General features: G+C 65.6%; 12 protein-coding genes and 1 pseudogene. 8 read left to right on the forward strand and 5 right to left on the reverse strand.

Annotated elements, in window-relative coordinates; translation table 11 throughout:
- Window positions 1-18: 18 nt before the first annotated feature.
- Window positions 19-213, reverse strand: a pseudogene (locus ABS64_RS00715) (IS3 family transposase); the annotation flags it as partial.
- 516 nt (window positions 214-729) lie between these two features.
- Here ABS64_RS00715 and ABS64_RS00720 point away from each other — a divergent pair.
- The 6 genes from ABS64_RS00720 (at window position 730) to ABS64_RS00745 (ending at window position 5,665) form a co-directional block, all read left to right on the forward strand.
- Window positions 730-1,467, forward strand: a complete 738-nt coding sequence (locus tag ABS64_RS00720) for an ABC transporter ATP-binding protein (RefSeq protein ID WP_016465070.1) — start codon at window positions 730-732, stop codon at window positions 1,465-1,467.
- Complete coding sequence (locus ABS64_RS00725) at window positions 1,464-2,366, forward strand: ABC transporter permease (RefSeq protein ID WP_016465069.1); 903 nt, start codon at window positions 1,464-1,466, stop codon at window positions 2,364-2,366. Before ABS64_RS00720 ends, ABS64_RS00725 begins: the two co-directional genes overlap by 4 nt.
- Window positions 2,359-3,330: an ABC transporter permease subunit gene (locus ABS64_RS00730; protein ID WP_016465068.1), complete on the forward strand. Its 972-nt coding sequence runs from the start codon at window positions 2,359-2,361 to the stop codon at window positions 3,328-3,330. The genes ABS64_RS00725 and ABS64_RS00730 overlap by 8 nt, the downstream gene beginning before the upstream one ends.
- Complete coding sequence (locus ABS64_RS00735; RefSeq protein ID WP_016465067.1) at window positions 3,327-3,911, forward strand: hypothetical protein; 585 nt, start codon at window positions 3,327-3,329, stop codon at window positions 3,909-3,911. Before ABS64_RS00730 ends, ABS64_RS00735 begins: the two co-directional genes overlap by 4 nt.
- 106 nt (window positions 3,912-4,017) lie before the next feature.
- Window positions 4,018-4,713: a response regulator transcription factor gene (locus ABS64_RS00740; protein ID WP_016465066.1), complete on the forward strand. Its 696-nt coding sequence runs from the start codon at window positions 4,018-4,020 to the stop codon at window positions 4,711-4,713.
- A gap of 1 nt (window position 4,714) precedes the next feature.
- A complete protein-coding gene (locus ABS64_RS00745) occupies window positions 4,715-5,665 on the forward strand; it encodes a HAMP domain-containing sensor histidine kinase (RefSeq protein ID WP_016465065.1) in 951 nt (316 codons plus the stop codon).
- A gap of 111 nt (window positions 5,666-5,776) precedes the next feature.
- Here ABS64_RS00745 and ABS64_RS00750 read toward each other — a convergent pair whose 3' ends face one another.
- From ABS64_RS00750 to ABS64_RS00760, 3 genes are all read right to left on the reverse strand, one after another.
- A complete protein-coding gene (locus ABS64_RS00750; RefSeq protein ID WP_016465064.1) occupies window positions 5,777-6,061 on the reverse strand; it encodes a hypothetical protein in 285 nt (94 codons plus the stop codon).
- A gap of 128 nt (window positions 6,062-6,189) precedes the next feature.
- On the reverse strand, window positions 6,190-8,703 hold the full coding sequence (locus ABS64_RS00755) for a rhomboid family intramembrane serine protease (RefSeq protein WP_292680086.1): 2,514 nt from the start codon (window positions 8,701-8,703) through the stop codon (window positions 6,190-6,192).
- Window positions 8,700-9,959, reverse strand: a complete 1,260-nt coding sequence (locus ABS64_RS00760) for an alpha/beta hydrolase-fold protein (protein ID WP_292680088.1) — start codon at window positions 9,957-9,959, stop codon at window positions 8,700-8,702. The genes ABS64_RS00755 and ABS64_RS00760 overlap by 4 nt, the downstream gene beginning before the upstream one ends.
- Before the next feature lie 335 nt (window positions 9,960-10,294).
- Between ABS64_RS00760 and ABS64_RS00765 the strand changes: the two genes are divergently transcribed.
- Together ABS64_RS00765 and ABS64_RS00770 are read left to right on the forward strand one after the other, a co-directional pair.
- Window positions 10,295-10,987 (forward strand): response regulator transcription factor, encoded by a 693-nt coding sequence (locus ABS64_RS00765; RefSeq protein ID WP_292680090.1) that lies wholly within the window; start codon window positions 10,295-10,297, stop codon window positions 10,985-10,987.
- A 53-nt stretch (window positions 10,988-11,040) separates the two neighbouring features.
- The gene (locus ABS64_RS00770; protein ID WP_292680092.1) at window positions 11,041-12,411 is read left to right on the forward strand and encodes a HAMP domain-containing sensor histidine kinase; all 1,371 of its coding nucleotides are present in this window, start codon (window positions 11,041-11,043) and stop codon (window positions 12,409-12,411) included.
- 771 nt (window positions 12,412-13,182) lie between these two features.
- Here the strand turns inward: ABS64_RS00770 and ABS64_RS00780 are convergent.
- Window positions 13,183-14,429 (reverse strand): IS3 family transposase gene (locus ABS64_RS00780; RefSeq protein WP_292680093.1). Its coding sequence is split into 2 segments (ribosomal slippage): window positions 13,183-14,117 and window positions 14,117-14,429, totalling 1,248 coding nucleotides; the frame shifts between segments, so codons are not numbered across the junction.
- Window positions 14,430-14,497: the final 68 nt, after the last annotated feature.

Here is a 14,497-nt window from a genome sequence, read left to right on the forward strand (position 1 = left end):
ACTGGTGACAGGTTCGGTTTAGGCCGCGAGTGTGAGCGGCTCGGCTAGCTTGGCTTCGAACTCGATGGGCGTCAAGCCGCCGAGGGTGTCCTGGGCTCGCTGGCGGTGGTACTTCCGTTCGATCCAGACCACGATGGCCAGCCGCAGCTCCTGCCGGCTCGTCCACCGCTGCTGGTTGAGCACGTTCGTCTGCAGTAGTGACCAGAACGATTGTGACACTTGCGGCATGCTGCGCGGCAAGGTGGTGTCGGCTGGTGTGACCCGCAGAATGACCGACCCTCCGGGTGTCCTCATTTGGAGATATGTCCGCCGGCCGCACCGCCGACTTCAGATGGCTTGATTAGGAGCTTGTCCCTTCGGGTGACCCGTCACAGTCCTGCCTCGATCCCTCCGGCGGTGGACCCATCGAAGAGGAAGAGGTAGAGAAATGGCTGCTCTTGCAGAGCTCGTCGACCATGTGATCGGCGTTGATCCGGATCGCGACCGGGTGACAGCGGCCGTCGTCAGCGTCACCACGGCAGGGTGAACTAGCGTCGGCGACGTTTCCCGCGACGCGACGAGGGTACGGTCAAGCGCTCAGGTGGGCCAAGACGCTCACGGTCGACGAACGACGCGCGTGGGCGATCGAGTCGACCGGCAGCTACGGTGCTGGCCTGGCTTGGGTAAGAGTCCGGGGATGGATTCGCTCTCTCACTCTCATCTCACGTTGCCCCGCATAACGTCGCAGGCATGACTGATTTCGCCATTCAGACGCAGCATCTGAGCGTGTCCTACGGGACCCGGGATGCGCTGCGCGATCTGTCACTGCAGATTCCGCGGGGTGAGATCTTCGGGCTCCTCGGACACAACGGCGCCGGAAAGACGACCACCGTCAGCGTCCTCACGACGCTGATACCGCCCAGCGCGGGGGCCGCGCTGGTGAACGGGCACGACGTCGCCACCCAGGCCGGTGAGGTGCGGCGGTCGATCGGCTACCTTCCCGAGAACGTGCAGTTCTACGACCACCTCACCGTCAGGGAGAATTTGCGGTTCTTCGGACGCCTCTCCGGGTTGCGGAGACCGGATCCGCGTATTTCCGAGGTCCTCGACTTCCTCGACTTCGGCGGTGTGGAGGATCGCCGCGTCGGCGGGTTCAGCAAAGGGATGCGCCAGCGGATCGGTATCGCACAGGCGATCCTGCACGCCCCGACAGTGCTGTTCCTGGACGAACCCACGTCTGGGCTCGATCCCGAAGGCGTGCGGGGGCTCCGAGACACCATCTCCAAACTCAACAGCGAGTACGGGATGACGATCTTCATGAACACGCATCTCTTGTCGGAAGTGACCAAGACCTGCACCAGCATCGGGATCCTGCGCAACGGGACGCTGGTGCACAACGGCACGATCGCGGCGACACGGGACGCGTACCCGGGGGACGACTCGCTCGAGGCCCTGTACTTCACCCTCGAGTCCCCGCCGATCCGATGACCGGCTTCGCCGCATCCTTCGAGCACGAGCTGCTGTGCACGAGGCGAGCCCGGATGCCGCAGCTGCTGCTGTTCGTGTTCCTCGGGATGGTGTCATTGTCAGCGGTCATCGGATGGAGCGCCCGCAGCACCGTGACCGCCGTGTACCAGCAGATCACTGCGTCCGGGCTCACGTCCGCGCCGAATCCTTTCGATGGGACGTCACCGCTCTACTATGCGCACAATTCCGTGATCTACGTCGTCCTCATCGGCGCTCTCATGGCCATCGTGCTCGGAGTCCAGGCGACGCTGCGCGACAGAAAGGCGACCACCTACAACCTGGTCCTGAGCCGCCCGACGAATCCCGTCGCACGTCTCCTGGGCCAGCTCGCGGCATTGAGCGTCGTGATCGCGTCCGTGGTCGCGCTCAGCACAGTCGTCAGTTGGGTGAGCATCTCCGCGATCTCCGGAGGTCCGCTGGAGTTGGATTCGACCGTGCGTCTCATCTTGTTCGCCGCGCTGTCCTGGCTACTGCTGACCGGCTTCTGCGTGCTCGGCATGATCTCGGGGATCTACAGCAAGAAGGAGACGACAGCATTGCTGATCCCCTTCGTAATCTGGAGCTTCATCACGTTCGTTCTCCCGCAGCTGGGCACAGCCGCCCGTCCGGTGGCGTTGCTGAACCCGGTGCCCTCCGTCCCGGCACCCACAGGCGGGGTGTTCGACGCCATCAACCTGGTCACCGGCCCGTTCGCGGTGACCGAACAGTTCAAGCATGCTTCCGCCATCCTGCTCCGAGACGCGACGACCACGGGTGACCCTGTGCCGGGGGTCATCGCGGTCGCGGTCTTCGTCGTCGTCCTCGCCCTCGCAGTGGCGACAACAACCCGCGAACGGATGAGGAGCGCACTCAATGACTGACCTGTTCGCCGTCGCATCCAAGGAAGTCCTCGATCTTCGGCGCGATCCGCTCTTGGGCGTTCTGTTGGGCTTCCTCACCATCAGTATCGTCATCTCGGTGCTGATCGGCTCCGCGGACTTCCACGGGCAACTCGATGCGTATCACCAGTACGTCAGCCAGCTGTCGAGCTCGAACAGCACCGCCGTCCCCGCGGCACCGCAGCTGTTCCCCTTGCAGCTGCTTCGTGGGGGCATCGAGTACGTCGAGATCTTGGGTGCCCTGCTGGCGGTCGTACTCGGATACGGCACCGTCGCCAAAGAGAAGTACCGGGGCACGCTCGATCTCATTCTCACGCGTCCGCTACGTCGATTCTCGATGGCCGGCGGCAAGCTCATCGCGCTGTCGTTCGTCTGGATGGTCGTCGTCGCCGCGATCAGTCTCGTCTCGGTCGCGGCGGTCGCAACGGTCGGCGGTGCTGCGCTGTCCGGTTCCGATCTCGTCCGCGTCCTCATCGTTGCCGTCGTGGCGTGGTTCTATCTGGTCTTCTGGAGCGCCCTGTCGGTCGGTATCACGGCGCTGTCACGTCAGCTCAGCGCTGGGCTGATCGTCGGACTCGTCGTCTGGCTCGTCGTGGTGCTGATCATGCCCCAGATCGGGGACACCATGGATCCCGACAACCAGGTGCCTGGCGGATTGTTCGCGTCTCTCCAGATCAAGAAGGCGGACGAGCTCACCGTCATGGCGCACTTCACCGGGTTCGACACGATCCGCAACGGGATCGAGGTGTCCTCGATCGAGAAGCACTTCGAACGCCTGTCGTTCGCCTTCACCGGAATCAAGCAGCAATACAACCAGCAGCCGCTCGGCAGCATCTGGGCGGACATGTTCCCCTACGCCATCACCCTGACGGCAGCGAGCGTCGCCTCCGTCGTCTTCGCCATGCTCGCCACCACCCGGCGCACTTTGAGAAGGAAGCTCCCATGAACCGAAAAGCCCTCATCGCCATCATCGTCGTCGCCGCGGCAATCGCGGCAGTGATCGTCGGCGTCAACATCGCCGCCCAAGTGCCGACCGCATCGAACGGGTCGCCCACTCAGACCGCGTCCCCGGGCACCGCATCCTCACTACTGCCCGTCCAGACCAACCCGATCCAGAACACCAGCACGCTGCCAGGCTTGTCGATCGAGAACGCATTGGCCGAGAACAACGTGGACCCGTCGACCAAGCAAGCGATCGGGGACCGGCTGCAGATCACTCTGAAGAACTCGTCCACGAAGACGCTCAACGGGTTCGAAGTCTTCTACACGATGACGGATGCCACCACGCACGCGTCCGAGTCCTACTACCTGCCCTTGACGGACCTCACGCTCCCGGCAGGAGCGACCACGACCATCTACTTCGACAACGAGAAGGGGCCGCACCACTACGCAGAGAACCGGTACAGCATTTATCGCAGCTCAACGAACAAGGTCGACTTCGCGATCCAGGTCAGCGCCAAGGACGCGGCCATCGCGAAAGGCTCCGCAACCAAGGGCGCAGGGACCGGAGAAGTCGTCGGCGGGTGACGAGAAACCCCACGACGCCGTCGGAGCGGGCACACGTGCCGAAAGGCAGATCGACTACAGTCATACGTCAACCGGACGGGGACAGGAAGATGCGCTCAACCCGATCATGAAGCTGCTCATCGTTGAGGACGACATCCGAATCGCCAGCATTCTCGTTCGCGCCCTCGCCGAGAACGGGTACGCCGTCGATCACGCCGACTCTGTGGAGTCGGGGATCGAAGCGATCGAGCTCGAGGTCTACGACCTGGCAATCCTGGACATCATGCTGCCCGGCCACCCGCGAGGGGGCATCGAGGTATGCGCGCGGCTGCGGCAGCTGAGGCCGCACACGCCGATCCTGATGCTCACCGCCCTCGACTCCGTCGCATCCAAAGTCGGCGCCCTCGACGGTGGTGCGGACGACTACCTGGCCAAACCGTTTCATCTTGACGAACTCGCTGCGAGAGTCCGGGCCCTGCTGCGTCGTTCACCCCGAGTGGCACCCCCCATGCTCCGCGCACGCGGAGGGATACAACTCGATCCTGCAACTCGCACCGCGCACCGGTCCGGACGCAGCATCCCGTTGACCGCGAAGGAGTACGCCGTCCTCGACTACCTGATGCGCAACGCCGGGACCGTCATCAGCTCGAGTGAGCTGATCGACCATGCCTGGGACAGCAACTACATCGGCTTCAGCAACGTCGTGCAGACCTACGTCCGTTACCTGCGGAAGAAGCTCAACCTTCCCGGCGAGGACGACATCATCGAGACTCGTCGCGGATCGGGGTACATCATCATGCCCGCAGATGACTCGGAGCCGTGAGATGTTCGCGTCTGCCGTACGACGACTGACGGTCATCTACACTCTCATCCAGCTCGTCCTCTTCGGGGCGGTAGCGGTCGGGATCTACTGGTTCGTCACCTGGACCTTCGATCTGGACGTGGCGACTCAGGACGGGCCCGCGGCAGCAAACCCCGTCGAATTGGGGTTCTCGCATCTGCGAACCGCGTTGATCGCCGGGTTCTGTGCGCTGTGTGTGATCGTGCCGTTCACCAGCTACTGGATGGCCCGCGCCGCATTGGCGCCGCTGCGGCGCAGCGTCGAACGGCAGCAACGCTTCATCGACGACGCATCCCACGAACTCAGGAGCCCCTTGACAGTCATCCGAGGCGAGCTCGAACTCGCTCTCCTGCGAAAGCGCACCGCGGACCAGTACCGGCAGTCGATCTCATCAACGCTCGACGCCACCCAGGTGCTCGTCGATCTCACCGAAGATCTGCTCCTGCTCGCTCAGGAAGCGCCGGCCGAGCTTCGCTCACGGTTCGTCGCCGTCCCGATCGACACGGTGATCCGGGATGCGATCCGCTCCACTGAACACAGTGTGCGGCGTCAGAGCCTCACGGTCCGGTCGGCTCCGGGCGTGACGGTGCACGGCATCCCCGCGCTTCTCGTGCGCGCGATATCGAACGTTCTCGAGAACGCGATCAAGTTCACCCCTGACGAGGGAACGATCACCGTGACGGTCACCGCCAATGCGCACACCACCGTCGTCGCGATCACCGACACCGGCCGCGGAATGACTCCGGACGAGGTCGAGCATGCGACCGAGCGATTCTGGCGCAGCCAGGACGTACGTTCTTCCACCGGTCACGGGCTCGGGCTTTCCGTGGTCGAGCGAATCATGCACACGCATGGCGGGAGCATTCGCATCACCTCGGCCCCCGGTGCCGGCTCGACCTTTGACCTCCTGTTCCCTGCTCCGCCCGAACGGTGACAGTCGGATCTCCTCGGGGCGATGTCGTGGGCATCCGCCGCCGCGCCGGAAGGTCCCAATAGCGCGGGAAGGGGACGCCCAGCCCGGGCGCCCCCTTCGCAGTCGACGAGGTTACTTCTCGTTCGCACCTCCCTCGTTCTGCACGTCGACGCCTTCCGGATCCTGATGACCACCGTCGTTGCCGTCGCTGACGGTCGACTCCGTCGCAGAGTTCTCCGGCGTCTCGCCGGCCCCGGGGGCCTCGGTGGAGGGGGGCTCGGTGGCAGTGGTGGAACTGTGGCTCGGGGGCGTCGTGGCGGGCGTCGTGGCGGCGTTCGCTGCACCGATCCCCAGGCCCGACAGGCCCAGGACCATCACCGAGGTCAGCAGGATCTTTCTCTTGCGGCTCATGCTCATGTCCGTCTCCTTCATTCAGTGGATGAGTGTGAACTCTCGAAGGATGACATCGCCCGATAAGGCGGGGATAAGCCCACTCGACAAGATGCCGTGAACGAGGCCGCCCGGCGGAAGCCGCCGCAACCCGTTCAGATCTTGCCGCGCGCGAGCGCGGCCGCATTCTTCAGCGACAGGCGCGGCAGGTACGCTCGGGTCAAGGCCAGCCCGATCACCGGCAGCGCGGCGGGGTCGGGATACGCCATCACCAGTGGGTGGAACTCGGGCTGGAACTTGCGCTTGAAGTTCAGCAGCGAACGGAATCCGTAGGCGGGTTCCAGGGTGCCACTGATGTAGTCGAGGATCCGCTCGATGTCGCCGTCCGGCACGGTCGCAGCGGTGTGCGCCAACGGTGCCCCAGATAGGCTCAGGAACTCGACGTTCTCATCTCTCATCCGCAGGGCGGTCTCGGCGATCAGGAACTCCATGACACCGTTGAAGCTGTCGGGTCTGCGACGCATGAAGTCCAGGGTCCAGCCGATCACCCGTGCGTCACGAAAGGTCGGCAACCAGCTGGTGACACCGTGCACCACTCCGTCCTCGCCCAGCGCCACCATGAGACGGACGGCGGGATCGCGCAGCTCATCGATGCCCCCGAGGGTGAATCCCATCTCCGGTAGTCCCTTGCTGGCCATCCACTGCTCAGAAATCTCGGTCAGCTGCGTCGCATGCGCAAGCGGCAGCGCCGCATAACTGGTCCACACGGCGCGGACGCCCGCCCGCTGGGCCCGGTTGATGGAGGTCCGCACGTCCTGCCACTTCTTCCCCGCCATCTCGAATGTCGCGGGACGCAGCACCGTTTCCTCCGCGATCACCATGGTGTGCCAGCCGATGGATCGGAAGAAGCCCTCATGCTTGCTGTCGATGCTGTAGAAGACGGGCAGCCAGCCGTTGTCGGTGCAGAATTGGGCGAAGCGGCTCAGCGCCGGCTCCTTCGAGCCCGTCACGCTGAAGGGACCGCCGATGGTGAGGGCTACCCGGCCGACGACGCGATAGGTGATCACGGCACGGCTCAACGGATCGAACCAGTGCGCGTTGCCAGGCCAGGTCGCGAGGAACGAGAGGCTATCGCCACCCCCCTCGTTCAAGCGCTGTCGCACCTGCGCCATGGTGCCCTGCGGCTTCCGGCTCCGCTGCTCACCCAGCACCCACACCGTCGCGCCGACCAGGACCACCCAGAACGCAGGACCGATGCCGAAATACAGCAAGGCCCCCATCGGCGTGGTGGGGAGGAACTCGACGCTCTCGTGACGCAGGAACCCGATGGGTATGAATCGTTCGAGCACGTCGCCGAGGAGCGTCCGGAGGCCGACGGCACGGGTGAACGCGGTATCGTGCAGTGCCAGCCCGCCGACGATGTAGGCGGCGGTGAGGACGACGGCCACCCCCGACACCACGACAAGGAAGACTCTCGTGTGCCGTCGGGAGGGCAGCACGCGGAAGTTCCCGCGCAGCAGGATGAGGGCGATCCCGAGCCCCAGTGGGATAAGGGTCGCGAGGCTCAGCCCGAGCGTGACCTCCCAGTGCGTGCCGGTGGGAGCCGCAATCACAAAGGGCAGTCCCGATACTGGCAGGATCCCGAAGTAGAACAGGCCGAGCGCGCCCAGCAGCAGATTCACGACCGCAGCGACCCCTACCGCAAAGCGCCGCCCCCGCAGCATCCCGTATGCCGCCACGAGAAGCAGGATCAGCGGCGCCGCCGATACCACGACAGCGCCCGGGTTCGCGGCACGCTCGAGTGTCAGCACGCGCACGCACGAGTCGGTCACATGCAGCGCCTCGCAGCGTGCCAGCTCGGGCATGTGCGGGGCCTGCTCCAGCAACAACTGCGCGATCGGGGCGAGCGGGCCGAAGTGCGAACCCGTGGCCAGTGCGACGACCGGGCCGGCGGCAGTGATGGCCACGACAGTGGCCATCATCACCCGGATCTCGTGCTGCGAGCCACGAACCCAACGCAGAATCTTCTTCTCGCGGCGCAGCACTACCCCCAACGCCAGTCCGCCCACAGCGGACAGCAGCAGGTAGAGGTCCGTGGGCTGTCCGGAGTACAGCAGCAGCACGAGAGCGAGCATCAGGGTCAGTACCCGGATACGACGCCGCCACAGAGCACTCGCTGATCCGCTCGCAGCCATCAGTGCGCCCGCGATCGGTGCCAGGGGATTCAGTCCGATGGATTCCACCGTGCTGCGTGTCCAGAACTCGCCCGACCCGCTGCCGAGCAGCTGCAACGAGATCCCGGCGACGGCGCCGGCGACACCCGTGACAACGTAGGCGAGAGCGGTGCGCCATGTGCCCAGCAGCCGCTCGGCGGCGCCGAGCAGCACCAGGATAGCGGCGACGTCGACGGCAAGCGTGGCCGTGTCAGGAGCGAACAGCGTCCAGGTCAGGAGAGTCCACCACTGGCCCTGCTCGGCGACGGGTTCGAAACCCGTCGCCGTCTGCCGCAGCAGATCTACCGGGGTGGCGAACAGCGAGTGCTGCAGCATACCCAGGACGAGCACGGCCGTGGCCGTGCCGATGCTGAACGGCTGCGCGCGCAGCATCGACACGGCCGTTCGTGCGGCCGTGAGGGCCCGTCGTCGGGGCACGTTGGCGATGCTCGTCATCGGCCCAGGCCCATCCGATCGGCCAGCTGCGGGAGTGCGCGGGCATAGACGAACCGCACGGTGTTCCAGTCGTGGCCGGACCCTTGGGCAATCATGAGCTGCGTGGTGATGCCGGCGCGGCGGGACGCCGCCGACAGCTCCCGTGCATATTGCGTGAAGACCACATCCCGGACTCCGGTTCCGATGATGGCGAACGTGTCACGGTACGGGGCGTGCGCGCTCATCATCGTGAGGGGCTGCGCGGCGCGGTAGGTGGCCGCCGAGCCGCCGAAGCCCTTGGCTACCGTGTCGGGTCCGATCGTCGGTTGGAGCTCGGGCACAGCCGAGACGAACGAGCCGAAGAGTTCGGGATGGCCGCTGCCGAATTGGACGGCGCAGGTGCCGCCTTCGGAGTACCCGCCGACAGCCCAGTATCGGGGACCGTCGGCGACCCTGAAGTGCTTGTGCAACCATGCGGGAACGTCGACGATGAGATAGGTGGCGACGTTGCCGATCGGCGAGTCGACGCACATCGGGTTCTGGAGGGGCGCGCCGAGCTGGTCGGCGGCCACCACTATCGGCGCAAGCCCATTGTGCGCGGCCGCGTAGGCGTCATACGTCGCTGCGACCTGCCCTGAGGTGAAGACATCCGAGGGTGCTCCCGGTTGCCCGGCGAACAGCATCACCACCGGCAGGGTGGGTGGGTCGGGCACCAGTGCGGCGGGAGGCAGGTAGATGATCGCCTGCCGGGCGGCGAAATGCGATGTCGCTCCGGGGATCGTGACGGTCCCGACCGTGCCGTGTGCCGGCATCCCGACGGGGGCCACCCAGTGCTGACCCAGTTGCGCGTCCATCGCAGCAGCGCGCGGTGAGGGGCGCGACGCGGTGAGCGCGGCGACTGGCACGGTACCGAAGGCATCGTTCAGATTGCGGTACGCACCGTAGTCGGCGTTGATGCCTGCGGCGGCCGCGACCGTGATCAGGGGACCGAACAGGGTCGCGATGAGTTTGCGCCACCAGCGAGTGCGATGCAGATTCACGGCAGCGAGGAAGACGCCGGCGAACGCGGCGGCGACCCACATGCGGGTCATGGCGGTCAGCGGCAGACCGAACACGTTCCAGACATCGCTGACGAGCCAGCTCGCAACAAGGCCCGTGAGTGCACCGGCCACAGCGGTGGCACCGTTCACCAGCGTGCCGCGCCGCCACGGAACCCGAATGAGGAGATACAACGTCACCACAGTGACGACCGCCGCCAGCGGCACAAGGAATGACATCTTGTCGATCCGTATGTTCAGCAGCCAGTGCATCCTGATTCCCCCGAGGCGCGGGCACCTTCATCACGTAGATGGAGGCGCGCGGTCGTTTGTCTCAGTGGCCGGTTGAGCCGCAGGCGAGGGCGGACCGGTTGGCGATCACAGGTTGATTCATGGCCGTATCCCTGCGACGTGTCGGACGATGAACGAATCTCACGATGACACGCGGGGCTAAGACGGGCATAAGAGCGCACGACAAGCTGCTGAGGATCCGTTCGTTTGGATCGTGCACCGCGCTGACCGCTCCGATACTAGAGACAGGCCGTCGAACCGGTCGGGTGGAGGGAGGGAGCAGGATGAAGATCCTGGTGGTGGAGGATGAACATGTCATCGCCGACGCAGTGACGCGAGGGCTCGGCGCCGAGGGGTTCACCACACGTATCGCCGACAACGGCGTTGACGGGCTCTGGCTGGCGCAGCAAGAGGAGTTTGACGTCGTCGTGCTCGACATCATGCTGCCCGGTCTGAACGGTTACGAGGTGTGCCGGCAACTGCGCGCATCGGGCTCCCTCGTGCCGATCCTGATGCTCACCGCCAAGGACGGGGAGTACGACGAAGCCGATGCGCTCGACCTCGGCGCCGATGACTACCTCTCCAAGCCATTCTCCTATGTTGTGTTGCTGGCTCGTATCCGCGCCCTGCTGAGACGGGCCCCTGCTCCGCGCGATCCGGTTCTCGCAACCGGTGATCTACGACTGGACCCGGCGACCGCCCAGTGCTGGCGCGGGGAGGTGCAGATCGAACTGACCGCCCGTGAGTTCGCGCTGGCCGAGTTCTTGTTGCGTCGCAAAGGCCAACTGGTGAGCAAGAACACCATCGCGGAGCATGTCTGGGATGCCGAACTCGACGTCGACTCGAACGTCATCGAGGTGTACATCGGTTACCTGCGTCGCAAGCTTGACCGCCCGTTCGGTCGGGACGACATCCAGACCGTGCGCGGGCTCGGCTACCGCCTGCAGGACCGGCCGGCCATTGCGGAGGGGATGTGATGGTGCCCGCCCCGGGGAAGGCTCCGCGGATGCGGTGGGGCATACGAGCCCGAGTGACCACGCTGACGGCACTCGTCGTGGCGTTGACCCTTGTGCTCAGCGCCATCGCGTTGGCCGCCCTCGTACGACAGTCACTGGTCGCAGGTCTTGATGATGCGCTGATCAGCCGTGCCGAGAGCGTGGCAGCGCAGGCGCGCACCGCGACTTCGTCTGACATCCCTGGAACGCCGCGGCAGGATTCTCTGGTGCAGGTCCTGGATGCGAACGGGACGGTGATCGCCTCCACCGCGAATATCAAGGGTGACGATCCGGTGCTTTCTGCCCCGCCGGCGGCACGACGGACCACAGTGTCCACCCTCAACGACTCCCCGCTGGATTCGACCGCATCGTTTCGTGTGGTCGCCTACCCGGTGGAACTGGCCTCGGGGCCCGGCTGGGTGTACGCGGTCGCGTCGACGACGACCGTTGAGGCGGCGACCGCGAGTCTCGTCACCCTGTTCTGGCTCGGGCTGCCGCTCATCCTGATCGTGGTTGCCATCACCGTGTGGTACGCGGTGACCTCCGCGCTGCGACCAGTCGAGCGGATCCGGCGCCGTGCGGCGGCCATCGAGGCCTCCGACCTCAGCCAACGACTTCCGATGCCGCCGACGCATGATGAGATCGCCGCGCTCACGTCCACCATGAACGAGATGCTCGACCGGCTGGAGACGGCCTCCGACAGGCAGAGGCAGTTCATCGGGGATGCGTCGCACGAACTACGCAGTCCCCTCGCAGGCCTGCGAGCACAAGTCGAGGTGGCGCTGCAGCACCCCGAGAAGACCGACCTGGAACACACACTGACCACCGTCCGCGACGAAGTCGGACGGATGACCACTCTCACCGAAGACCTGCTCTTCCTCGCTCAGAGCACCGAGAGCTCACCGATGACACTCCCCGCACCAGTCGACCTGGATGACCTCGTACTCGACGAGGTGCGCAGGCTTCGCCGGCTCGGCGGTCGAGACGTGTCAGCACATACGCAGGCCGCCCGCGTCGAGGGATCGGCGCGCGATCTGAGCAGGCTGCTACGCAACCTCGCCGACAATGCCTACGAGCATGCACACAACGCAGTGGCTGTGGACCTGCACACCGTCGACGGGATCGCCGAGCTGACCATCACCGACGACGGACCGGGCATCGCCGCGGAGCTACGCGAGACCGTCTTCCAACGTTTCGCGCGACTAGACACGTCGCGGCGGCGGCGAACAACAGGCGGCGGATTCGGGCTCGGACTCGCCATTGCACGCCAAGTCGCCCTCGCGCACGGTGGCACGCTCACAGCGCACGAGCGCGCCGACGGGCGCACGGGCGCCCAGTTCCTGTTACGCATCCCGCTCAGCGAGCGGGATGCGACGGATGCGCCGCACCACCCCGCCCGACCATAACGCGACGACGAGCAGAGCGGCGGCATTCGGCGTCGCACGCGATCCGACCAGCTCTTGGCTGCAGCTTGGCGACTCCGGGGCGCTCGACTACACCGCCGCCCGCTTCTTCATTCAAACTTCGGGCGACGAGCAGACTCAAATCGTGGTCGTGGTCGTGGTAATCGATCTCGAGGGCGAGCATCCCCCCGGGGTGGTGCAAGCGTCGCCTCGCCAGGCATCAAGGCTCGTTTCACGACGAAGCCCGCGACAATCAGGGCCGCGACAGAATCGGCCCACGCCCTTCCGAACAGCGGCATGGCGGCCAACCCAACCAGGACGGCCACAGATAGACACGCGCAGACCAGAGTCTGCTTGGAATCGGCGACCGCCGAACCGAGCTCGCGGTCGGCGCGTCGCTCCGCCCAGCTGAGGAACGGCATTCACCGGCAGGGCTCAGCGCGGCCATCACAATGCGGACGCGACACAGTGATCGATGACTACCTTGCGGGTCGCAAGAGCATCAATAGCGCCATCACGAACAACGCACGTTACCAGTAGAAATCGCTCATCGGACGGGAGAGGAAGGATGACGCGCCGCGAGTCCACAGCAGGTAGGGCGCAACTTCACCAAGATCGTCGACGGCGGTAGGCCAGTCGCTATCGCCTGGGACGAGTGCTCGAACTCCCGATTGCTGCACCTGGTCGATACGCGCGGCGAGTTCCTTCGCGTCTGGCACGCTGAGGTGGTCGCGCGGGCCTTGACCCCGGATCGTGGACACGGTGTCATTTCGGTTATGCCGCTTCCGTGAGGGTAGCTGATCTCGCGGCCGCGTAGGTGTTCTCGTAGCTGTTCGGGGTGAGCTGGCCGATCGCGGAGTGGCGTCGGCGCGTGTTGTATCGGTTCGTCCACCGGAACACGGCCCGGTAGGCGGTGGCTTGATCGGGGAACGCCGACGCGCCTTGGAGGAGCTCGCGTTTGAGCGCGGCGTTGAAGCTCTCGGCCAGCGAGTTGTCGGCGCTCGTGCCCACCGCGCCCATGGACTGGGTCACCTTGAGCTGCTCGCAGAGTGCTGCGTAGGCTTTCGACGCGTAGACCGAGCCGTGGTCGCTGTGGAACACTGCGCCGGCCAGCGATCCGCGGTCGCGGTGCGCGCCGCGGAGAGCGCCTTCGACGAGTTCGGTGCGCATGTGGTCGGCGACCTGCCAGCCGGCGAGCTTGCGCGACCCGAGGTCGATGCAGGTCGCCAGATACAGGTTGCTGCCGTCCGCGATGGGGAGGTAGGTGATATCGCCGACATACCTGCGGTTCGGTTCCCCGGTGCTGAAGTCCCGCCCGATCAGGTCGGGGAACTTCCGTCCGGACTGGTCCGGGATCGTGGTCTTCACCCGGCGGCGCAGTCGGATCCCCGCGAGCGCGTGTTCCCGCATCACCCGAGCGACCCGCTTATGATTCACCCGCCCGGCGGCGGGGACGCCGTCGTTGAGGTCGGCAGTGATCCTCGGTGCCCCGTAGGCGCGGTCACCACCCTGCGCGGGGTCCTGCAGCACCCGGATCCGTGCCGCCAACCGGGCGTCGTCCGCGGCTCGCGCGGCCCGTCCCGGGGCTGCGGCCAGCCACGCGTAGAACGAGGACCGGGCGATCTCGATGACCTCACACAACCGCTTCACGCCGTAGGCGTCCTTGTGGTCCTCGACGAACTGGAAGCGGTTCACCAGTTCGTCTCCGCAGCGAAATACTTCGCCGCCTGACGGAGGATGTCCCGCTCCGTCTCGAGCTTGACCTGCTCCGCTCTCGAGACCGCTAACTCGGCTTCCAACCGGATGATCCTCGCCGCCTGCGACTCCGACCGCACCGACACCGGCGGCGACACCGAACCGGCCGCAGCGGTCCCGGATCCGAGCTTGTCGACCCATTCCTTCAACGCACCACGGGAGATCCCCAAATCGGCCGCGATCGCTTTCAGCGTCGCGCCCGGCGTGGACTCGTACAAATCCACCGCACGCTGCCGGAACTCGTCCGTGTAGTTCTTCCTTGCCATCCCTCAGATTCTCGCTTCCCCAGCATCGTGCTGGAATCAGCGTGTCCAAGATCAGGGGTCAAGCCCCC

Source organism: Microbacterium sp. SCN 69-37, assembly GCF_001724435.1.
GTDB classification, from domain to species: Bacteria; Actinomycetota; Actinomycetes; order Actinomycetales; family Microbacteriaceae; genus Microbacterium; species Microbacterium laevaniformans.